A 22,669-nucleotide genomic window follows, 5' to 3' on the forward strand; every position below is an offset into this window, starting at 1 on the left:
GAGGAGTGAAAACCATGGCAATCCCTACTATTCCTGCGTATCCAATGCCAAGCATACAAGATTTACCTGAAAATAAAGTGAATTGGATCCCTGATCCGAAACGTGCTGTCCTGCTGATACATGACATGCAGCAATATTTTTTAAATGCATTTCAACAAGATACTTCACCGATTACAGAGTTAGTGCAGCATATTGAACAATTACGTGATACATGCAAAGATCTCGGCATTCCAGTCGTCTATACAGCTCAACCTGGTGATCAAGACCCGAAGGATCGTGCCTTATTAACAGATTTTTGGGGACCTGGTCTTGGTGATGATGAAGCATTGACAAAAATCATTGATCAGCTTGCTCCATCTGAATCAGATACAATGCTGACAAAATGGCGTTATAGCGCATTCAAAAAATCCAACTTTTTAGATCTTCTTCACGAAGGCGGACGTGATCAACTGATCATTACTGGCGTATATGCACATATTGGATGTATGCTGACAGCCGCAGAAGCATTCATGCTCGATATTGAAACCTTTTTTGTCGCCGATGCCGTCGCTGACTTTTCACTTAAGCATCACAAAATGGCAATGACCTATGCAGCTGAACGCTGTGCGGTCACCACTACGACCAATCAAATCATTCGTCGTTTAACAGGACAGGAAGCAGCTGATGACCTATCCTTTGATGCTATCGTTCACCAAGTAGCTGAATATCTCCAAATCGAGCCGAATGAAATACCGCTTGACGAGAATCTTGTCTACCTTGGACTTGATTCTATCAGAATGATGAGTCTAGCGGAAAAGTGGAGACAGCAAGGAGCGACCATCAATTTCGTTGAGCTTGCAGCAAATCCAACGCTCATGTGTTGGCGGACTCTTCTTTTCCCAGAAAAACAGCCATCTATCCCAAATATCGATTACTTGTAAAGGAGGTTTAGGCCCTTGTCGATCCAGTCCGTCGATTCATTCCCACTAACCGGTGCCCAATCAGGCATTTGGTATGCACAGCAGCTTGATCCATCTAACCCTATTTTCAATACAGCTGAGTATATAGAGATTAAAGGTTCTATTGATCCCATACACTTTGAAGCAGCCATTCGAAAGACTGTCTTAGAAGCAGATTCCTTGTATATGCAATTCGTTGAGGATACTGACGGTCCAAAGCAATGGAAAACATCTAAGAAAGAGATCCCATTTCAATATGTCAATTTACAAAATGAAAAACAGCCGTTTGATGCGGCTAAAGCATGGATGAAAGCCGATCTTTCCACACCAGTCTCTTTAGAGAAAGATGTATTATTCCGTGAAGTGCTTTTTCAACTTGCTGACGACCGATTTATTTGGTATCAGCGCATTCATCATATTGCCATTGATGGATTCGCCTTTTCGCTCATTGCACGTCGTGTTGCTGAGGTCTATTCAGCCCTATCGCAAGGGACACCTGTGCCTCCTCAAACATTTGGAGCTTTACATGATGTAGTCCAAGAAGAGATCGCTTATCAACAGTCCAATCGATTTGAAGATGATCGAGCATTTTGGAAAAATCGTTTTGCTGATCAACCGGAAATTGTCAGCCTTGCTGAGCTTGCCCCAAGAACGTCGGATCATTTTATCCGGAAAACGGCTAGATACGATGTCGAAAAGGTAAGCAAAATGAAAAAAAACGCCCAAGCCTTCGGTAGTACGTGGCATGAAATGATTCTTGCCGCATCCGCACTCTATATGCATCGTATGACGGGTGCACATGATATTGTTTTAGGATTACCTGTGATGATGCGCCTTGGATCGTGCGCCTTGCAAACACCTGGAATGGTCATGAACCTGGTACCGCTTCGTTTAACATGCAAACCAGATATGACGCTCTCAGCACTTGTTCGTCAAGTATCTGATGAACTGAAAGCCATTCGTCCTCATCAACGATATCGTCATGAAGACATGCGGAGAGACTTTAAGCTCATCGGAAGAAATCAACGATTATTCGGTCCACAGATCAATATCATGCCATTTGATTATGATCTCAAGTTCGATCAGAGCATTGGTCGAGCACACAATCTTTCAGCAGGACCGGTAGATGATTTATCGATCAACATATACGACCGTGCGGATGGAAACGGATTTCAAATCGACTTTGATGCAAACCCTGCCGTTTACAAAGAGACAGCCGTTGACGCTCATCAACATCGTTTTCTTCAATTGCTGGAGGAAATAACCGGACTAGAGCAAGATCAGACAATCAGTCAATTCAACCTTCTTTTGTCTGAAGAAAAAGAGAACATTCTCAAGCACTGGAATGATACAAAACGAGAATTACCAAAAGAATCATTACGGGAACTATTTGAAAAACAAGTGAGCAAAACGCCGCAAGCAAAAGCATTACAGTTTGAAGGAATCATTTTGACCTATGAAGAGTTGAATCAGCGGGCAAATCAATTAGCTCATTATTTGAAAAATCGTGGCATTGGACCAGAACAATTCGTCGCAATCGCTCTGCCTCGATCCATCGATATGGTCGTAAGTCTATTAGCCGTCGTCAAAACGGGAGCCGCATATCTACCACTAGACCCTGATTATCCTAACGATCGTGTCGCCTATATGCTAGAAGATGCTAAACCGGCGTGCTTGCTCACAATCAAGGAGACAGCAGATGGTTTGGACTATCCGCACATCGTTCAACTGGATGATGCAACTGTTCATCAGGAGATAGCAGGCAGTCCGCATCTCAATCCGACCTGGAGCGAGGGCTCTCCACATCACCCCGCCTATATCCTCTACACGTCAGGATCGACAGGCAAACCAAAGGGTGTTGTTGTAACAAAGCGAAATGTAATTAACTTTATATTGTCCATGCAAGACGCATTTTTATTAGATCAAGGAGACCAGCTTTTAGCGGTAACGACCATAGCCTTTGATATTTCCGGGCTAGAAATGTTCCTCCCACTCTTACATGGGGCAGCTATTTTATTGGCAAAAAAAGAAACGATACAAGAACCAGCAAAGCTTTCAAACATGATTCGTTCTCATCAGGTCACAATCATGCAGGCAACACCAACGTTGTGGCATGCATTGGCAGATGAATACCCTGACGCGATCACAGGTATGCGTGTTCTTGTTGGAGGAGAAGCACTTCCTGCCTCCCTTTTGCACACACTGCAATCTCTTCAATGCGACATTACCAATTTGTACGGACCTACAGAAACGACGATCTGGTCTACGATGGAAAATGTCACAGCACACCGGGAGAATAACGGGCCGGCAATTGGTAAACCCATTTGGAATACGAGCATTTACATTTTAGATGAAGGACTAAACCCAGTCCCAGCAGGATCAATTGGTGAACTTTATATTGCAGGTGAAGGAGTATCAAGAGGATATCTTGGACGATACGACTTAACGGCAGAACGATTTGTCGCTGATCCGTTCGGCACAAAAGGCACGAGAATGTATCGCACTGGTGATTTAGCCAGATGGCGTGAAGATGGTTCGATTGATTATATTAGCCGCGCCGATCATCAAATTAAAATTCGCGGCTTCCGTATTGAACTGGGTGAAATTGAAACCGTGATTATGCAGCATCAAGCTATAAAGCATACATCTGTGATCGTTCGTGAAGATCAACCTGGGCAACAGTTGCTTTGTGCGTATGTTGTGCTGACAGACGACTCAGCTCTTCACCCTTCAGAGCTCAGGCAATTTGTGGCTGCATTACTTCCAGACTACATGGTGCCTTCTGCTGTTGTCTTTTTGCCGGAACTACCACTTACACCAAACGGCAAAATCGATCGCAAAGCATTGCCGGTGCCAAATATGTCTTTAGTTAGTTCCGAGCGTACACCTAGAACACCCCAAGAAGACATGTTATGTAGTTTATTTGCAGAAACACTTGACCTATCTCAAATTGGCATAGATGATAGTTTCTTTGACTTAGGTGGACATTCTTTACTTGCCGCTCGTCTGCTTCGACGTATACGAGATACATTCGGTGCAGACCTAAGCATGAGCACCATTTTTGAATCACCTCGGGTTGCTGAACTTGCGCAGCACTTGGACAAAGCGAAGGACATTCGGCCGCCGCTTCAGGTAGAAAACAAGCCAGATGAGATACCGTTATCCTTTGCCCAAAAACGGCTCTGGTTCCTTCATTGCCTTGAAGGGCCAAGTCCAACTTACAATATTCCACTTGTCATTCAGCTGACAGGTACACTAGATCAACAAGCTCTAACTGGTGCTTTGGCAGATATCACTGAAAAACATGAAACCCTTAGAACCATTTTTCCAAATAAGAATGGCATGCCAAGACAGGTTATTTTACACCCAAAAAGTGTTCAGCCTGAACTCCACGTCACAGCTTCGAGTGATCAACAAATTGAGAATCAATTAAATGAAGCCATTCGCTATAGCTTTCAGGTTGAAGAAGAACCTGCACTGCGAGCTGAATTATTCATGCTTGATGCCAATCGGTCTGTCCTGCTTCTATTGCTGCATCATATCGCTGGTGACGGCTGGTCGCTTGCACCATTGACACGAGACTTAGCGGCTGCTTATGAAGCCCGTATACAAGGGAAATCCCTCTCCTTGCCAGCGGAACCTGTTCAATATGCTGACTATGCTATTTGGCAGCAGAAGCTGTTGGGTAGTGAAGAAGAGACGGATAGTCTATTTGCCAAGCAGCTCAGCTATTGGAAAGGTGCCTTACATGACCTGCCAGAAGAACTTGAGCTTCCCTATGACTTCCCACGTCCACAGGAAGGAAGCTTCAACGGTGCGACGATAGACTTTACGATCGAACCGGCTTTACATCAAAACCTTCTTGAGCTTGCGAAACAGCATCAAGTGAGTTTGTTCATGGTGCTTCAAGCATCACTTGCAGCATTACTGACACGTCTTGGGGCAGGGACAGATATCCCAATCGGCAGTCCAATTGCTGGACGGAATGACGATGCACTTGACGATATTGTCGGATTGTTTGTAAACACACTAGTATTACGTACAAATACAGCTGGTAATCCAACCTTCAGTGAGCTATTGAAGCGAGTGCGAAACGTTGACTTAGCAGCCTATGAGCATCAGGATCTGCCATTTGAACGGCTAGTGGAAATCCTAAATCCAACCCGCTCCAGATCACGGAATCCATTATTCCAAGTCATGCTTGCCTTCCAAAATACACCGAAGGCGGAAATGAAGCTGACACAACTTGATTCGGATCTCTACGTGAAACCAGTGGGATCAGCTAAATTTGATCTGACCATCGAATTGACAGAACAAAGAACTGAAACTGGATCAGCAGCAGGATTAACAGGATTGTTTGAATTCAGCACAGATGTATTTAAACAAAGTACCGTTCGAGCAATCGCTGACAGAATGAAGCGCTTTTTAACAGAGATAGCTGAGCGCCCACATCTGCCGATTGGTCAAGTGAACATTTTATCAGATCAAGAACGACAAACATTTCTCCCTGACAAACAGACATTCGCTCAGTCAGACCAAGCACCTAATCTCCCAGCCTTATTGGAAAAAACGGTGCAGCAATTCCCTGATCGAGTGGCTGTAACGGATGGCAAGAGGCAGCTTACTTATCAAGAGTTAAACAACAAAGCCAATCGTCTGGCTCATTTATTAATAGAAAAAGACGTTGGACCAGAACAGTTCGTTGCACTTGCTCTGCCTAGATCAATTGATATGCTCGTCAGTTTATTAGCCGTTCATAAAGCAGGCGCAGCCTATGTTCCGCTTGATCCTGATTATCCAGCAGACAGACTGGCATACATGATACAAGATGCCAAACCAGTTTGCAGCATCACAACAAAAGCAGCTGCATTACATCTCCCTGCTGATTGCGATTTGATTTTGTTAGACGAAAAAGAAACAATTGATCAATTGCTGACTACGCCAAATCACAACCCGGCTGATATAGACAGAATTGAGTCGCTATCTTCTCTTCATCCGGCCTATATTATTTATACGTCCGGCTCTACAGGGAAACCAAAAGGAGTGGTCATTCCACACCAAAATATCATCCGTCTTCTGACATCTACTGAACATTGGTTCCATTTCGATGAAGAGGATGTTTGGACAATGTTCCATTCATATGCCTTTGACTTTTCAGTTTGGGAAATATGGGGACCCCTTTTATATGGCGGGCGACTTGTCATTGTTCCTCATACCATCTCTCGTTCTCCAGAAGAGATGATGCAGCTTCTAGTCGATGAAGGTGTGACTGTACTTAATCAAACACCTTCCGCCTTCTATCAACTCATGCAGATAGACAAGGAACAACAAACACTTGGTCAAGCATTATCACTCCGCTATGTCATCTTTGGCGGTGAAGCATTAGAGCTTAGCAGATTAGAAGATTGGTACAGCCGTCACTCAGACTGCAAGCCAAAATTAATTAACATGTATGGCATTACAGAAACCACCGTTCACGTTACGTACAATGTACTCAATCGAGACATGATCGCAAAGAAATCCAGCAGTTTAATAGGCGAACCAATTCCTGATTTACACGTGTACGTACTAGATGAATACCTACAACCTGTTCCACCTGGGACAACAGGTGAAATGTATGTAGCTGGAGCTGGTTTGGCTAGAGGTTATCTAGGCAGGCCTGACCTGACATCAGATCGATTCCCTGCTGATCCTTATGGAGCACCTGGCACAAGGATGTATCGTACAGGCGACCTCGCTCGCTGGACAGAAGAAGGGGCACTTGATTACATTGGTAGAGCTGATCATCAAATTAAAATACGCGGGTTTAGGATTGAACTTGGAGAAATCGAAGCCGTTCTATCACGCCACGACGCAGTTGCACAAGTTGCCGTCATTTTGCGAGAGGATCAGCCTGGTGACAAACGCTTAGTCGCATACATCGTAACAACTGAAGAAGACCATTTCGATACAGAGACTCTTCGCCATTTTGCGGCGGCCAGTCTTCCTGATTACATGGTGCCTGCGGCTTATGTACAGATTGATACGATGCCACTTACAGCAAACGGGAAGCTTGATCAAAAATCACTACCGGCACCTCAATTGCATATACAGCAAACGGATGGCCGCGGACCAAGAAACCCGAAAGAGGAAGTTCTATGCCACCTCTTTGAAGAGGTGCTTGATTTGCCAAAAATCAGCATTGACGATCGCTTTTTTGACATTGGCGGGCATTCCTTACTTGCGGTTCGTTTAATCAGCCGCATTCGTGATGCACTTGGTGTGAAACTGAGCATCGGAACGTTGTTTGAAGCACCGAACGTTGCCAGCTTGGCAGAGAAACTAGAAACAGGAAGCGATGAAAACGCACTAGAAATCTTACTGCCGCTACGAACAAATGGAGAAAGACACCCTCTCTTCTGTGTTCACCCAGCAGGTGGTCTTAGCTGGTGCTATGCAGGCCTCTTGAATACATTAGAGAAAGACATCCCTATTTATGGATTACAGGCACGAGGAATCGCAAGAAAAGATGACTATCCGCATACACTCGATGATATGGCTGCCGATTATATTAAGCACATCCAAACGATTCAGCCAAAAGGCCCTTATCATCTACTTGGCTGGTCACTTGGCGGAAACGTTGTACAAGCAATGGCTACTCAACTCCAGCAGCAAGGTGAAGAAATCGCTCTCGTTGCGATGCTGGATGCCTATCCGAACCATTTCTTACCGATTAAAGAAGCACCTGATGAAGAAGAAGCACTCATCGCTCTTCTTGCACTCGGCGGTTATGATCCAGATACCTTAACAGGTGAACCGCTCACGATGAAAAGTGCTGTCGACATCTTGAAAAAAGACGGCAGTGCACTAGCAAGCTTAAGTGAGGATGCCATTAGAAATCTAAAAGAAACCTATGTCAACTCAGTGCGATTGCTCGGGGAATATCAGCCAAAAACTTATCAAGGGGACATATTATTCTTTAGATCTACCATTATCCCAGACTGGTTTACACCAATTGATCCCGAAGCATGGGCACCTTATATCAATGGAACCATTGAACAGCACGACATTCATTGCCGGCACAAAGACATGTGCCAGCCTAAACCCCTAGCAGAAATTGGTGTCATCTTAGACAACGCTCTGCACCGGGTCAAACAAAAGCACTAAGAATAAAGGAGAGATGACAAATGACAAATCCCTTTGATCGTGAAGACGGTGTATTTCTTGTGCTTGTCAATGAACAAGGACAACATTCACTTTGGCCATCATTTGCACCAATACCAGATGGATGGGAAAAGGTCTTTGGTGAAGACACTAGAAATGCCTGCATTGATTATATCCAGACACACTGGCAGGACTTACGGCCATTAAGCTTAACAAAAGAACCTGCGTTAGCACATGGAAAAACGGAATAAATCATCGCACCCTGATCTCCATCAGGGTGCTTTTTTGACAGAATAAACACACCATTTTCCAGCTCTTTCTGATACAATTCAATTGAGAATATTTATCAATTAATAAGAGATCAGGTGGTTTTATGGGAAACAATCATCAATTATGTACAAAGGTAAATGCTGAACAATGCATTTATCGATTAACATATACTGAAAAAATAAATAATGCAGATCTTCCACATACGGAGCAGCAGTTGTCAGATACTTTCTGCCTCCTTTTTAGCATAAGCGGCAGCGGTTTACTTACATTGAACGATCAAAGATGGCGATTGAAACATCTGACACTCTATACGATGATGCCTGGGGAAACATTTATGTTGAAAACAGAGCCTTATCAAAAACACGAGCTCTATCTGTTTCGCTTTCAGATGTACACGCCGCAAGGTCAAAACATAGAAGAAGTATCAACTGAACATGCCCGCTCTTTACTGAATGTATGGCAATTTATCGATATTAGCTCGATTGAACACATTCATTCTTTACTGTCCGACATGACAGCAGAATGGCAAAAACCTGAATCCATTAGCTTTTTTAGAAGCCAAACCCTTTTTCAACAGCTCATGATGCAGCTTTTCACACTGCATAAAGAAGACATTTGTGACACAACACACGCCCTTTTTAAAACAAAACAATATATCGATCAACATTCCGAAGAACCTCTCAGCCTTACAAGTCTATCTCATATGGCTGGTATCAGCGCCAATCATTACAGCGAGCTATTTAAAAAGCATTTTGATGTGAGTGTCACTGATTATATCACCAAGAAAAGACTGGCTAGAGCCAAACAGTTCATGGCGAAAGGTCATGCAAAGCTTAAAGACATTGCACAGGACATCGGCTATCAAGACCCCTATTACTTTAGCCGCATCTTTAAGAAAAAAACGGGTATCACTCCTTCTGCTTATATGAAAAGCCGTCAACGGAAAATGGCTGCCTATGGCCATTCCATACTCGGTCAGCTCACACCCATTCATATCATCCCATATGCTGCCCCTCTTCACCCTAAATGGACTGCACATGATTTTGAGCATTATGCAGAAGAAATTCCGATTCATCTGAGTGCACATCGTATCAACGAACACGCTGAAGCCAATTTACAGCAATTGAAGGAAGCACAACCTGAGCTGATCATTGCCAATGATCATGTGACAGAGGAAGAAAAACAAGCGTTGAAAACCATCTGTCCTGTTCACTTTGTTCCATTCACACAATTGGATTGGCGCGCTCAATTCAGACAAACAGCTCTGTTCTTAAACGAAACGAGGGAAGCAGAAGAATGGCTGCTTCATTACGAAGAACTCGTCATTCAAGCGAAAAAGGCATGCCTTATTGATCATCCACCAAGAACCGTCCTGCCTCTTCGTATCTTTCAAGATCAGCTCTACTTATCTGTCAATCGCACCATGTCAGAAGTAATTTTTCATGACATTGGCCTTCTGCCAGCTTTTCAGAATGATGGCCAGCTCATCGAAAAAAAAATCAGCATTCACTCTATACAGCAGTTAGACCCAGATGCCATCTTCCTTTTGTTGCATAAAGAACCAAAAACCATTGCTTTTTATCAAAAATTAAAGCAACAGGAGGCTTGGCAAAATCTCAAGGCTGTGACGCAACAAGCCGTCTATCCACTCGCTTCTGACCCTTGGCGTGAATACACAGCAGCCAGTCATCAACGAGTCATTCAGGACCTTTTATCTTTTTTTCCGTAAAAAGTCCATCACTAGACAGATCATTGTCTATGGATAAAAGGACGAATGACTACTACAATCTTTAATTGAGAACAATTATCAGTTAAAGGAGAAAACAAATGAAAAAATGGTTCGCATTGCTTATCCTTTGTATCATGACGATCACCGCAGCAGCCTGTGGTGCTGCAGAAAATAAACCGGCTTCAAACACAACCAAAAGCAAGTCAGCTGAAGCAGCAGAAACAAACATCAAATATTTAGATCAAACGTACAAACTCAAAACACCAGTGAAAAGAGTCGTCATTGCTGGAAGCCTAGAATCGATGGAAGATGCAAAACTACTTGGTATCGAGCCTATTGGTGCTTCTACTGTCGGCGGCACTTTCCCTGAATTATTTAAAGACATTACAGCAAAAACAGAAGGCATTGGGGAAAAAACAGAACCGAACCTAGAAAAAATCTTAAAACTAAAACCAGACGTGATACTCGGATCAACCAAGTTTCCGCCTGCAACAATTAAAAAACTAGATAAAGTTCAAACGACGATCCCAGTATCACATGTCTCTTCCGACTGGGAAAGCAACCTTTTATTACTCGGTGAACTGACTGGAAAAAGTGAAGAAGCGAAAAGCATCATTTCTGATTATCAGAAAGATCTCAAACAAGCGAAAGAAACCCTGAAAGACAAAAGCAACAACAAAACAGCTGTCATTTTACGCATTAGACAGGGCGACCTGTACGTGTACCCTGAAGACGTATACTTCAACTCTACTTTATATGGGGACTTAGGATTTACAGCACCAAGTGATATCAAAAAAGCCAAAGCACAAGCAATGATTTCATTGGAACGCCTAGGTGAACTCAATCCTGATTATATCTTTGTTCAATTCTCCCAAGAGGAAAACTCATCGAATCCAAATGCATTGAAGGACTTAGAGGGAAATAAAATTTGGAACAGCCTAAAAGCTGTGAAAAATGGACACATCAATGAAAATGTCGTTGATCCTATGCTTCAGGGAGGAACAGCACTAAGCAAAACCACCTTCCTTGATCAGGCTGTCAAATGGCTAGATCAAACCAACTAAAAAGATGCGCATCTTGACAAAGGGCTAAACATTTTAGTCCTTTGTTCTTCTTTTCAGCGGAGCTTGAAAACTTGAAGGAGAGAATACACATGAACGGAACGTTTCTATATGACGAATTGAACGGGCGGCAGCTTGATATTTACCTTCCATCGGACACCTCTATTGATGTTCCAGCTGTCTTTGTACAAGATGGCTCTTCTTTGTTTAGAACCCACCTGCTAGAGATCGAAAGCATGATTGAAGCCAAAACCATCTCGCCAATCATCATCGTCGGTATACACCCCTTCAATCGACTTGACGAATATACACCATGGAAAGCATCATCACTGCATTCTGGATTCCCTGACTTTAAAGGTGAGGCACAGACATATGTGTCATTTTTAGCAAATGACTTGCTTCCATATATCAAAAGAGAATACCCAGTTAAACAGACCGGTCATGAACATAGCCACGTAGGTGCTTCATTAGGTGGACTCTTTGCTATTTATACCTTATTCATGTACCCTGACCTTTTTAAAAACATCGCATCTATCTCTGGGTCATTTTGGTATCAAGATTTTCTACCGTTTGCTAAACAACAAAGCATTCAGTCTGTGAACCACCTTGTCTATTTGTCTGTAGGCAGTGAAGAAGGGAAAGGCAAAACATCTGCCCAACAGCACATGCCTTTATTCAACAAACAACTCCATGATCTTTTATTACAGAAAGGGATGCAGGAACGAAAGCTTCACTTTCACATTGAACAAGGAGAGGGTCACCATCTGAAACAATTTCAAAAAAATTTCTTATCGGCCATCAAGTGGTTTTATAAAAGAAAACCCAAATTTTTTATCAGCAAGTCACAAAGTCGATATGGTATATTGGAACGTATAGATTGAAAGAGGAGGGATTTGCGCATGAGACCTTTACAAATCTCAGCCGATACCGCACAAAAGCTTGCTGCATCACTCAATGTACCGTTAGAGCAAATCATGCATATGCCGCAGCACATCTTATTAGCTAAATTAGCGGAGCTTGAACAGAAGAAAGATCGTTCTTAAAGAAATAAAGGAGTTTACATTCATGGAACAACAACTAGAAAAATCAACATTTCATCCTCGCAGTACAGGGCAAACCATTTTGCTGATTGCTGGGATTTTACTCATTGCCTTTAACCTGAGGCCAGCCATTACGTCTGTTGGTCCTGTGATCGGTGCCATTCGTTCTGATTTACAGCTTTCAAATGGACTTGCTGGTTTCCTCACGACATTACCACTGCTCTCATTCGCATTGCTATCTCCCATTGCACCTAAAATCGGAAAACGTCTTGGGAATGAACGAACACTTTGGCTTGGGCTTGCTGTCCTGCTCTTTGGGATTGTCATTCGTTCATTTGGTAGCATCACCTTTTTAATGATGGGAACGGCGCTAGTCGGCGTCGGGATTGCGATTTGTAATGTGCTTTTACCTGGACTTGTGAAACATAAATTCCCTGCACATGCTGGATTAATGACAAGCGTGTATACGACATCGATGTCCGTTTTTGCTGCACTTGCATCTGGTGTTAGCGTTCCGCTCAGTCATGCAATGCCTGGCGGCTGGAATACATCATTCCTTGTCTGGGCCGGACTTGCCCTTCTTGCGATGATGGTGTGGGCGCCGCAGCTTCTTCATCAGAACACAGCGGCTGTCAAAAGCATTTCACTCAAAGAGCAGCCAATATGGCGTTCACGTGTCGCATGGCAGGTGACCTTTTTTATGGGCTTGCAATCATTCCTTTTCTACAGCAGTATCGCATGGTTTCCTGATATTTTGACATCACATGGCATGAACCTGGCGACAGCGGGATGGATGCTTTCTATTATGCAGTTCACTGGTCTGCCATCCACCTTCTTAACGCCCGTTTTTGCAGAAAAATTAAAAACGCAAAGACCGCTTGTCGTCGGCCTTGTCCTTGTGTATTTACTCGGCATGATTGGTCTCCTTCTCGGAGGGTCGACGCCTATTCTTGTCATCTCTGTGCTATTCATCGGCGTCGGACAAGGGGCCAGTATCAGTCTTGCCCTCACATTTATCGGATTACGAACAACCAATATGGAACAAGCAGCTGCCCTTTCTGGAATGGCGCAGTCACTCGGTTATTTATTAGCCGCTGTTGGTCCATTCATGATCGGTATCCTTTTTGATGTGACACATACATGGACGCCAGCCATTATCATCTTTATCATCGTCCTATTTTTCATGTTTATATCCGGTATGCGTGCTGGACGAAGCGTCTATATTTCAGATCCATCATAAACAAAGAACCCGCCTCACGAGGAGACGGGTTCTTTTCTATTTATGCTTGTTCTGTGACGTGCACTTTTAATGTTGCTTGTACTTCTGGGTGAAGCTTCACCGGTACATTTGTGTATCCTAACGCACGGATGGCATCATTCAACTCGATTTTACGCTTATCGAGTTTGATTTGATGTTCTTTTTGCAATTTATCAGCGATTTGTTTGCTTGTAATCGATCCAAATAGACGACCGCCTTCACCTGATTTAGCAGTGAGTTCCACTGTCAGCGCCTCAAGTGTTTCTTTTAATTGTTTCGCTTGCTCAAGCTCTTGGATGGCATTCTTTTTCTCTTTGTTTTTCTGCCCTTCCAATGCACTTAGGTTCGTTGGAGTTGCTTCAACAGCTAACCCTTGTTTGATGAGAAAGTTGTGAGCGTATCCGTCTGCTACATTTTTGACTTCGCCTTTTTTCCCTTTGCCTTTTACGTCTTTTAGAAAGATGACTTTCATCTTTGAACCCCTCCTTCGAAATATTCGTCTATGGCAGCTTTTAACTTCTCTACCGCTTCTTCAATGGTTATACCATAAATCTGGGTCGCAGCGTTAGTCAAATGACCGCCGCCATCTAATGCTTCCATAATGATTTGAACGTTGATATCCCCTAACGATCTTGCACTAATACAGACCGTATCGTCATCTCGCCTTGCGACAGCAAATGATGCTTCAACCTCACTCATCGACAAGAGAGAATCAGCTGTCTGTGCAATCGTAATTTGATCATAATACTCAGATCTGTCAGACGGCAAGGAAGCAATCGCTACCTGATTTTGATACAGCTCTGTATGCTGAATGAGCTTTGCCCGTTTGATGTAATGATCGACTGTCTCTTTCAAAAACTTTTGCACAAGGACAGGATCTGCCCCTTTTGCACGAAGGTAGGATGCTGCATCGAACGTTCTTGACCCCGTTCTGAGGGAGAAACTCTTCGTATCCACGATGATCCCAGCAAGAAGTGCTGTGGCTTCAATCATGTTAATCCGCAATTTCTTCGGCTGATACTCTAACAGCTCTGTCACAAGTTCTGCTGTAGATGAAGCATACGGCTCCATATAGACAAGTAAAGGATCACGAATAAATTCCTCACCACGTCTATGGTGGTCAATGACAACGACGTTTTCAATCTTATTTAGCAGTCGTTCTTCCATCACAAGGGACGGTTTATGTGTATCTACGACCACAAGCAATGTGTCATCCTTTGCAAGCTCCATCGCTTCCTCAGGCGTGATAAAACGGGACCAAAGTTCTTCATAATTCTTAATTTCACTAATTAAGCGTTGAACGCTGTCCCCAATCTGGTTGGCATCAATGACGATGTAACCTTCTTTTCCATTCGCCTGAGCAACCTTTAAAATCCCGATCGAGGCACCGATAGAATCCATGTCGGGGAACTTATGCCCCATGATCATGACATTACCGCTTTCAGATACAATTTCTTTTAAAGCATGTGAAATGACCCGTGCGCGTACTCGTGTCCGTTTTTCCATTGGATTGGTTTTCCCACCGTAGAATTTCACTTTCCCATTCGGCTGTTTAATCGCTACCTGATCCCCGCCTCGTCCAAGGGCAAGATCAAGACTCGACTGCGCAAGTGCACCAAGTTCTTTTAAAGAAGGAACAGACGCACCGATTCCAATACTAAGGGTAAGCGTGGCGCTATGTGCCCCTGTTTTCTCACGAACTTCGTCTAAAATAGAGAACTTCGACGCTTCAAGCTCTGCTAAGATGCTCTCGTTTAATACCGCCATAAATCGTTCAGATGAAATTCTTTTTAGGAAAATGCCGTATTCTTGTGCCCAATTGTTTAACAGCGATGTGACTTCACTATTTATCGCGCTGCGCACCTGATCATCGAGACCTTGTGTGACATCATCATAATTGTCTAAAAAGATATAAGATAACACCGTTCGTTCATTTTCATACTGTCTTTCAATCTGCACTTGTTCCGTGACATCAAAGAAATATAAAAGGCGCTCTGACCGTTTAATAATGACTTTGAATTTCCGGTCATTCAGCGTCACATTTTCTGTCTCAACCTCTTGTTTAATAAGAGGCACAATGGATTCAAATGTATCATACAAGGATCTGCCGACAAGTGTGCTTTCATGGAAGCACGAAGCGAGAAATGGATTGGTCCATTCGATATAATACTGGTCATTAAACAGCATAATACCAATTGGCATCTCCATTAATGCTTCTTCTCCAACCTTTTTGACTCGATAGGATAATGTTGAAATATATGAATCAATCTCTTTTTGTACCTGCGTATCTGCCCACTTTAAAAAGTAGAGCACACCCGCAAGGACTAAAAGACCAACCGCTCCTATGATCCAATTAAAATAAAGGTTGAGGAGGACTGTGATCACCGCAAGAACAATTAACGCGAAGATCGGATACTTGATGACAGGTTTTCGATAGAAGCTTGGCACTGATATCAACTCCTCAACATTCAGAGTGAATTATTTGTTTTTACTTTTTCTCTTAAATCAAAGCCTATGTCAGCAATCCCTATAATACGCACAATCACACCGATTGGCGGAAAGAGAATCGTCAATACGACGGCAAAAATGGGTACCACTTTTGAGATGTTTTTTTCGTGGCAATAATAGAAGATAAAAGAAAAGCCCTGAATAAGCACCAGTATAAATAAAATTTGAAAAGCACTCGTTTGCACGAGCGATAAAAAGCTGCCTTTCTCCGGCTGAATCAGCATCAAAAGCAGTGTGAGTAAATAATACCATACCATGCTTTTTGGCAGTCGCATATCCTTAAATTTCTTAAGAGCTGGCATGTCTGGAACGAACCGTTTGATCAACGGCCGAACAAACCAATGATTGACGAAAGACATCAGCGTGACAAAAATCAAAAGCGCTACAGGTAAAGAATTTAATGCCGTATCCTGCAATTCTCTAAACTGCTTGAGTTGTTTTGCTATGTCCTGGTCAGAAGCGCCAGATTGTTTTAAGGTACTCTCTACCATCGGCATGATTTGGTCAATTGATTCCTTTGCGACACCCAGTATATCTACTTGAAACAGCTGGACACTGACAACAAAGTAAATGAGAAAACTGAATAAATAGATCAGCGCACCCGTAATAATAGCCTGACCTGGCTGCCTCCTGCTGTAGAAAACACCCATACCTATTCCAACAGCGATCAGCATCGGCGCACTTAACAGCCCATTAATAGACCCAATTAAAAAGCTGATCACTATGCCAATAGCGCCAGCCGCAATTCCTTTTTTCAAGCCATGCCTGATTGTATAGAGAATGATCGGAATCGGAGCAGCCATGAAGAAAATAATGGATAAAAGTGGCACATACAAATAGAACAGCGTCATTACCGCAAAAATACTGATCATGATAGCGCCTTCTACTAACGCTTTTGTTTGTTTCACACCTTCACCTCAATCCAATCATTTTTCTATATCTTGCTCAATTTGTACTTCTATGTATACGTACGATGTACGCTCCGTCATCTCTTGCCCCAACCTTTATTTTACCATAGCCGCAAATCGCAAGTAAAATGCAGGCTATCTCAAGAGCGTTTCACGTGGAACAACTTAGATCGTCTTGTACATGCAACTTTTCAGACAGCATGTTACAATTTTTTAGATTATTCTTAGCTATAAACCCTGAATTCAAGGTCAAAAGCTGTTAGAATAGAAACATCATCAATAAAAGTAAGAAGGAGAATTCACATGGGAAAAACACTCGTATTCGGACACAAAAACCCTGACACAGACACGATTTGCTCTGCTATCGCTTACGCTGATCTGAAAAACAAAATTGGCGTTCAAGCAGAAGCTGTCAGACTTGGAGAAATCAATGGAGAAACACAATACGCATTAGATTTCTTTAAACAAGAAGCACCTCGTTTCATTGAAACGGCTGCAAACGAAACAAAACAAGTCATTCTTGTCGATCATAACGAATTCCAACAAAGTGTAAGCGATATTGATCAAGTACAAGTGACAGAGGTCATTGACCATCACCGTATTGCCAACTTTGAAACAAGTGAACCTCTTTACTATCGTGCTGAGCCAGTTGGCTGCACAGCAACGATCTTAAACAAAATGTACAAAGAGCACCAAGTCACAATTGAAAAAGAAATCGCTGGTTTGCTTTTGTCTGCGATCATTTCTGATTCCTTGCTATTCAAATCCCCAACATGCACACAGCAGGATGTTGATGCTGCGCATGAGCTGGCAAAAATCGCAGGAGTAGACCCTGAAGTATATGGTTTAGATATGCTGAAAGCAGGAGCTGACCTAAGCCAAAAAACAGTTCAAGAATTAATCACACTGGATGCAAAAGAATTTGCACTAGGTAACAGCAAAGTCGAAATTGCACAAGTTAATACAGTTGATATTGCTGAAGTAACAGCAAGACAAGCTGACATCGAAGCAAAAATCAATGAAGTCATCGCAGCGAAAGGTCTTGATCTATTTGTTTTAGTGATCACAGACATTCTAGAAAATGACTCTCTTGCGCTTGCACTTGGTGCTGAAGCAGCAAAAGTAGAAAAAGCATTTAATGTCACACTTGAAAACAACACTGCTTTACTCAAAGGTGTTGTATCAAGAAAGAAACAAGTCGTGCCTGCACTAACAGACGCACTTTCTTCATAAACTCAAAAAGACTGCTGACATCTTCAGCAGTCTTTTTTCTTCTTTTAGTGAATGTACATATCGCTGACAAGAACATCCTTTAGCACACTTGTTGGAATCGTGAATTCAACTACACCCATGTAACCAGGCGCCACATCATATTCGTTGAAGGAAATCACCAGTTTGCCTTTTGAATTGATATAGAAGCTTTGATCTGGCTGAATCTTCTTAAACGGGTCAACCGTATCTTGCTTCGTCATCCAGTAAATCTTATTTGAATCCTCTTTCATCTGTTTCTTCATTTGTTCTTTAATATTTTCACTAATCACATCAATATAACGGTCATCTTTAAACAGACTTGGTAATGTAATGAGTACATGGTTTTTCTTATCCACCGTATCATATGTCATTTCCTCTGCCGCAGAAGCCTGAGTCGTCACCTTGTATCGACCTAGTGAAAGAATTTGATCATTATTTGTTCTTACTTCATATCCGCTCTCTACACTCAAATGACCATTTTTATAACCCTTTGTTTCCTTTTCAAAATCTTGATACAGCTTTTTGTTTTCAGCTAAATATTTTTGATTCAGGCTGTCTTGTAATTTTCCGTCCCCAAGCCCTGAAACGTGTGGTGTTTTGAGATCAATATTTGTTCCCTGATCGCTCTTTTTAAATTCTGTGAACGTCACGACTTTCACAAGCTCTCCAATGACGGGTACTTCTGAAATCGCTCTTGCTGCCTGCGGACTGACATTTACAGTGGTGACAAATAAAGCAGCCGCAGCAACAAGTCCGATCGTCCATTTCTGAAAATGAGGTTTCTTGTTTTTTCGTTTTAATGTCCGTTCAACCATAGCATCGTATTCCGGGGGAATAGGGATTTCTAAATATTCCTCTTTTAACTGTTCCAAATGCTTATCCATTTATATTTCCTCCTGCGATAATTCTACTTTTAAAAGCCGCAACGCCTTATATAATCTTGTTTTAATGGTGTTTTCATTTTCTCCAAGAATATGAGCAATGTCCTCTAGCTTTAAATCCTCAAAGAATCTTAATATAATGATGACCCGATACATCTCCGGCAAATCTTCTATCGCCCGTCTGACATCTTGATCCTCATAGACATCCGATTCACCCTGTGATAAAAATTCCAGCGTGTCATCGTCTGTCACTTGCACACGCTTCTTCTTTCGTAAAAAGTCGAGGGCAGCGTTTACGACGATTTTATAAAACCAGCTATGCATCTTGGTCGCATCCTCTAATCGGTGAACAGATTTGAGTGCTTTATGAATCGCCTCTTGAACGACATCCATCGCATCTTCTGGGTTTTTGACATAGCTATAGGACAATCGATAAAAACTGTGTTTATGCTCCATTACGTAATCCGCAAATTGATCATCAATCTTTCGTTTCTTCATTTTACAAAGAGCTCCTTTATCTTAAATGCGCATCTGTTATTTCTTACATTGGATAGACGCACACCTGTTAAAAATAGTTTGCGCTCCATTATTTTTTTAACATGTCATCCCATTTACGTTTCTATACAAAAAGAGCGAACCTGACGGGTTCACTCTTTTAAAGCCGTTATTTTTTGATAAACAAATGGTTTGAGTGGTGATAGCGGATGAATGATGGACACTCCTGTTTCCTGCTCCACCTGCTTTGCAGCGTGAACCATCGAGAGCTGCATCACACAAATATCTCCATGCTGCTGCTTCACAGATTGCCTTAACTGTTCCATGATTCGCTCATGGTAGGCTTGTATATCACCGTTCAAGCAAAGATGAAAGACATCCTCTAGCACAACCACTTCTGCCTTCAACTGCTTTCCCCGCTCTTTTACATATGAAGACAGTCGCTTCATCGTTCCTTCTACTGTATCTGGGTTTGAAAACACCAGCTGAAGCGGACCCTCTCGCTCACAAATCTGCTCAAATAACGGCTCATCTATCGGAACAATTGGTTGTTTGAACAGGTGCTGCTGCTCCCCCAAAGCCGCAATGTATTGTGTACACGTTAATAAAACAAGATCAGCCTCTCCTTCTTGCATGAGTCTGTTGATGGCATAGGTTTGCTGCTGCTCAAGATCAAATGCGGGATCTTGTTTGGCTCGTTCCATAAAGGTTGAATCGACGATGTGATGCAGATCAAATCCTGTGTCATAGAAAGCGTCGTCAATGTAAGAAATATTAGATGGATGTGCGTGAAGGCAGTGTAATCGAATCATTAGGTCCGCTCCTCATAAAAGTTTTCACTCATTATATCAATCCTTGTATGAAATAGGGAGCAACATGACCATATTGTTAGGGAGATATTGAAGGAGGGATTCTACCTTGAAAGAAGATCAACAGCCTACATCATCTTCAGAGTCAGAAGAAACCTTGACGAATCGACAAGGTCACCCGGTAACAGATAATCAAAACATAAGAACCGTTGGGAATCGAGGACCGACTACACTTGAAAACTACGATTTCCTAGAGAAAATCAGTCATTTTGATCGTGAACGCATCCCTGAACGTGTCGTTCACGCACGAGGTGCCGGCGCACACGGATACTTTGAAGCCTACGGTACATTCGGTGACGAACCCATTTCCACTTATACAAGAGCCAAATTATTTCAGGAGAAAGGAAAAAAGACCCCTGTCTTCGTTCGATTCTCTTCTGTTATTCACGGCGGACATTCACCAGAAACTTTACGCGATCCGCGGGGATTTGCGATCAAATTTTATACAGAAGACGGCAACTGGGATCTCGTTGGGAACAACCTCAAAATTTTCTTTATTCGAGATGCTTTGAAATTCCCTGATTTGGTTCATGCCTTTAAGCCTGATCCTGTCACCAATCGTCAGGATGGCGAGCGCATTTTTGATTTCGTTTCACAATCACCTGAAGCAACACATATGGTGACATTTCTCTTCTCACCATGGGGCATTCCCGCCACATACCGGCACATGCAAGGCTCTGGCGTCCATGCCTATAAATGGGTGAATCATGAAGGAAAAGCAGTACTGGTCAAATATCACTTTGAACCGAAGCAAGGGATTCGCAACCTGACACAAGAACAAGCCCAAGCCATTCAAGGGGAAAACTTTAATCATGCCACACAGGATTTATATGAAGCCATTGAACAAGGGGATCATCCTGAATGGGAAGTATACGCTCAAATCATGGAAGATGACACCCACCCCCATCTAGACTTTGATCCACTCGATCCGACAAAGCTCTGGTACAAGGATGACTATCCATGGAAACCGATCGGACGAATGGTGCTAAACAAAAATCCAGAAAATTATTTTGCAGAAGTGGAACAGGTTGCCTTTGGGACGGGGGTTCTTGTAGACGGATTAGATTTCTCAGATGATAAATTGCTGCAAGGACGTACCTTCTCATACTCTGATACGCAGCGATATCGAGTCGGGCCAAATTATTTACAGCTGCCGATCAATGCACCGAAAAAGCATGTTGCCACCAATCAGCGAGATGGGCAAATGGAATATCATGTGGATCAAGGAAAAGGACAAAACCCCCATGTGAATTATGAACCGTCCATTCTAGGGGGATTAAAAGAAGCGCAGCAAGATGGAAAGGATCATACGCCTTTTGTAGAGGGTGAAGTCAAACGAGAAGCCATTGACCGCCCGAACAATTTCGGACAAGCGGGAGAAACCTATCGCCGCTTCAATGATTGGGAACGTGAGGAACTGATTAAAAACTTAGTCAACACCTTAGCTACCTGCCAAAAAGACATCCAAGACCAAATGATCGAAAACTTTACAAAAGCTGATCCTGACTATGGAAAACGTGTGGCCGATGGCTTAAAAGCCTTCAAACAAGAGGAGCCAAGCGGACCAATTGGATCAACAGGCGCGGCACAGGCTGTCAACGATGCGATCAACAACAGCACCCCTTCAGATCCTTATTAATGAAAAAAGAATGCAGCGGAGTGGCTGCATTCTTTTTGTATACATCTATTAAGCGTTTTGACCTTTTTTGATCCATTCTGCTACATTCACTGTACGTTTCGCCTGATGTTTTGCGGCTGCTTCTGCATCCTCTTGGATCTTTCCATTTTGGTCAACAGTCACACTCACACCATAAGGGTTACCCCCTGCGCCGTATAGGGAATCATCCGTGTAGCCAGGAGCGGCAATAATGGCTCCCCAGTGGAACATCGTTGTATACAGGCTCAGAACCGTCTGCTCCTGTCCGCCATTTGGGTTTTGTGCAGATGTCATCGCACTCACTGCTTTGTTTGCTAGTTTCCCTTGGAACCATAAACCGCCTGTTGTGTCTAAGAATTGTTTCATTTGAGCCGGTAAGTTACCGAAACGTGTCGGCATGCTGAAAATAATGGCATCCGCCCACTCTAAGTCACTTAACTGAACCTCAGGGACATCTTTTGTTTCATCTAAATGTGCTTTCCATGCTGGATTTGATGCAACAACTGCTTCTGGTGCCAATTCAGGAACCTTTAAAATTTTGACTTCAGCACCAGCTTCTTTCGCTCCAGCCTCCGCCCATTTCGCCATCTGATAGTTTGTACCTGTTGAACTATAATAAATAATCGCTAGTTTTACGTTTTCCACTTGTTCCATCTCCTTT

General features: G+C 42.8%; 17 protein-coding genes. 10 read left to right on the plus strand and 7 right to left on the minus strand.

Annotation, left to right across the window (positions count from 1 at the left end):
* Window positions 1-14: 14 nt before the first annotated feature.
* The 8 genes from MHI41_RS18990 (at window position 15) to MHI41_RS19025 (ending at window position 13,421) form a co-directional block, all read left to right on the plus strand.
* Window positions 15-920, plus strand: a complete 906-nt coding sequence (locus MHI41_RS18990; protein ID WP_317328392.1) for an isochorismatase family protein — start codon at window positions 15-17, stop codon at window positions 918-920.
* A gap of 15 nt (window positions 921-935) precedes the next feature.
* Window positions 936-8,084 carry an amino acid adenylation domain-containing protein gene (locus MHI41_RS18995; RefSeq protein WP_342494426.1) on the plus strand — a complete coding sequence of 2,383 codons (7,149 nt, stop codon included), beginning with the start codon at window positions 936-938 and terminating at the stop codon, window positions 8,082-8,084.
* A gap of 20 nt (window positions 8,085-8,104) precedes the next feature.
* A complete protein-coding gene (locus tag MHI41_RS19000; RefSeq protein WP_024718451.1) occupies window positions 8,105-8,332 on the plus strand; it encodes an MbtH family protein in 228 nt (75 codons plus the stop codon).
* Between the two features lie 122 nt (window positions 8,333-8,454).
* On the plus strand, window positions 8,455-10,080 hold the full coding sequence (locus tag MHI41_RS19005) for an AraC family transcriptional regulator (protein ID WP_342494427.1): 1,626 nt from the start codon (window positions 8,455-8,457) through the stop codon (window positions 10,078-10,080).
* Window positions 10,081-10,178: 98 nt separating this feature from the next.
* The gene (locus MHI41_RS19010; RefSeq protein ID WP_017359887.1) at window positions 10,179-11,144 is read left to right on the plus strand and encodes an iron-hydroxamate ABC transporter substrate-binding protein; all 966 of its coding nucleotides are present in this window, start codon (window positions 10,179-10,181) and stop codon (window positions 11,142-11,144) included.
* Between the two features lie 89 nt (window positions 11,145-11,233).
* Window positions 11,234-12,022 (plus strand): alpha/beta hydrolase-fold protein, encoded by a 789-nt coding sequence (locus MHI41_RS19015; protein ID WP_019743426.1) that lies wholly within the window; start codon window positions 11,234-11,236, stop codon window positions 12,020-12,022.
* 18 nt (window positions 12,023-12,040) lie between these two features.
* A complete protein-coding gene (locus MHI41_RS19020; RefSeq protein ID WP_008347524.1) occupies window positions 12,041-12,184 on the plus strand; it encodes a YycC family protein in 144 nt (47 codons plus the stop codon).
* Between the two features lie 22 nt (window positions 12,185-12,206).
* Window positions 12,207-13,421 carry an MFS transporter gene (locus MHI41_RS19025; protein WP_017368453.1) on the plus strand — a complete coding sequence of 405 codons (1,215 nt, stop codon included), beginning with the start codon at window positions 12,207-12,209 and terminating at the stop codon, window positions 13,419-13,421.
* Between the two features lie 40 nt (window positions 13,422-13,461).
* On the opposite strand, the gene rplI is transcribed toward MHI41_RS19025, so the two are convergent.
* From rplI to MHI41_RS19040, 3 genes are read right to left on the minus strand one after another with little or no spacing between them, the layout of a single operon-like run.
* Window positions 13,462-13,911, minus strand: coding sequence for a 50S ribosomal protein L9 (rplI, locus tag MHI41_RS19030; protein WP_007497423.1), 450 nt, complete (start codon window positions 13,909-13,911; stop codon window positions 13,462-13,464).
* Window positions 13,908-15,887 (minus strand): DHH family phosphoesterase, encoded by a 1,980-nt coding sequence (locus MHI41_RS19035; RefSeq protein ID WP_017359884.1) that lies wholly within the window; start codon window positions 15,885-15,887, stop codon window positions 13,908-13,910. The genes rplI and MHI41_RS19035 overlap by 4 nt, the downstream gene beginning before the upstream one ends.
* A gap of 20 nt (window positions 15,888-15,907) precedes the next feature.
* Window positions 15,908-16,855 carry a YybS family protein gene (locus MHI41_RS19040; protein WP_073415024.1) on the minus strand — a complete coding sequence of 316 codons (948 nt, stop codon included), beginning with the start codon at window positions 16,853-16,855 and terminating at the stop codon, window positions 15,908-15,910.
* Window positions 16,856-17,158: 303 nt separating this feature from the next.
* Between MHI41_RS19040 and MHI41_RS19045 the strand changes: the two genes are divergently transcribed.
* Entirely contained in the window at window positions 17,159-18,088 is a 930-nt protein-coding gene (locus MHI41_RS19045) for a manganese-dependent inorganic pyrophosphatase (protein ID WP_008347534.1), read from the plus strand.
* Between the two features lie 44 nt (window positions 18,089-18,132).
* Here the strand turns inward: MHI41_RS19045 and MHI41_RS19050 are convergent, their stop codons facing one another.
* From MHI41_RS19050 to MHI41_RS19060, 3 genes are all read right to left on the minus strand, one after another.
* The gene (locus MHI41_RS19050; protein WP_048001995.1) at window positions 18,133-18,990 is read right to left on the minus strand and encodes a DUF3298 and DUF4163 domain-containing protein; all 858 of its coding nucleotides are present in this window, start codon (window positions 18,988-18,990) and stop codon (window positions 18,133-18,135) included.
* A complete protein-coding gene (locus MHI41_RS19055; protein ID WP_007497431.1) occupies window positions 18,991-19,485 on the minus strand; it encodes an RNA polymerase sigma factor in 495 nt (164 codons plus the stop codon).
* A gap of 149 nt (window positions 19,486-19,634) precedes the next feature.
* Window positions 19,635-20,294, minus strand: coding sequence for a hypothetical protein (locus tag MHI41_RS19060; protein ID WP_148779916.1), 660 nt, complete (start codon window positions 20,292-20,294; stop codon window positions 19,635-19,637).
* A gap of 106 nt (window positions 20,295-20,400) precedes the next feature.
* On the opposite strand from MHI41_RS19060, the gene katX reads away from it, so the two are divergent.
* Window positions 20,401-21,990 carry a catalase KatX gene (gene katX, locus MHI41_RS19065; protein WP_148779917.1) on the plus strand — a complete coding sequence of 530 codons (1,590 nt, stop codon included), beginning with the start codon at window positions 20,401-20,403 and terminating at the stop codon, window positions 21,988-21,990.
* Between the two features lie 48 nt (window positions 21,991-22,038).
* Here the strand turns inward: katX and wrbA are convergent, their stop codons facing one another.
* Window positions 22,039-22,662, minus strand: coding sequence for an NAD(P)H:quinone oxidoreductase (gene wrbA, locus MHI41_RS19070; RefSeq protein WP_045034926.1), 624 nt, complete (start codon window positions 22,660-22,662; stop codon window positions 22,039-22,041).
* Window positions 22,663-22,669: the final 7 nt, after the last annotated feature.

It is taken from the genome of Bacillus sp. FSL M7-0307, assembly GCF_038627835.1.
GTDB lineage: Bacteria > Bacillota > Bacilli > Bacillales > Bacillaceae > Bacillus > Bacillus altitudinis.

Coding starts and splice junctions, on each gene's coding strand:
- MHI41_RS19020 (WP_008347524.1), top strand. CDS start 12,041: ATGAGACCTTTACAAATCTCAGCCGATACCGCACAAAAGCTTGCTGCA.
- MHI41_RS19060 (WP_148779916.1), bottom strand. CDS start 20,294: ATGATTCGATTACACTGCCTTCACGCACATCCATCTAATATTTCTTAC.
- MHI41_RS19000 (WP_024718451.1), top strand. CDS start 8,105: ATGACAAATCCCTTTGATCGTGAAGACGGTGTATTTCTTGTGCTTGTC.
- MHI41_RS19025 (WP_017368453.1), top strand. CDS start 12,207: ATGGAACAACAACTAGAAAAATCAACATTTCATCCTCGCAGTACAGGG.
- MHI41_RS19015 (WP_019743426.1), top strand. CDS start 11,234: ATGAACGGAACGTTTCTATATGACGAATTGAACGGGCGGCAGCTTGAT.
- MHI41_RS18990 (WP_317328392.1), top strand. CDS start 15: ATGGCAATCCCTACTATTCCTGCGTATCCAATGCCAAGCATACAAGAT.
- MHI41_RS19045 (WP_008347534.1), top strand. CDS start 17,159: ATGGGAAAAACACTCGTATTCGGACACAAAAACCCTGACACAGACACG.
- wrbA (WP_045034926.1), bottom strand. CDS start 22,662: ATGGAACAAGTGGAAAACGTAAAACTAGCGATTATTTATTATAGTTCA.
- rplI (WP_007497423.1), bottom strand. CDS start 13,911: ATGAAAGTCATCTTTCTAAAAGACGTAAAAGGCAAAGGGAAAAAAGGC.
- MHI41_RS19010 (WP_017359887.1), top strand. CDS start 10,179: ATGAAAAAATGGTTCGCATTGCTTATCCTTTGTATCATGACGATCACC.
- MHI41_RS19050 (WP_048001995.1), bottom strand. CDS start 18,990: ATGGATAAGCATTTGGAACAGTTAAAAGAGGAATATTTAGAAATCCCT.
- MHI41_RS19055 (WP_007497431.1), bottom strand. CDS start 19,485: ATGAAGAAACGAAAGATTGATGATCAATTTGCGGATTACGTAATGGAG.
- MHI41_RS19005 (WP_342494427.1), top strand. CDS start 8,455: ATGGGAAACAATCATCAATTATGTACAAAGGTAAATGCTGAACAATGC.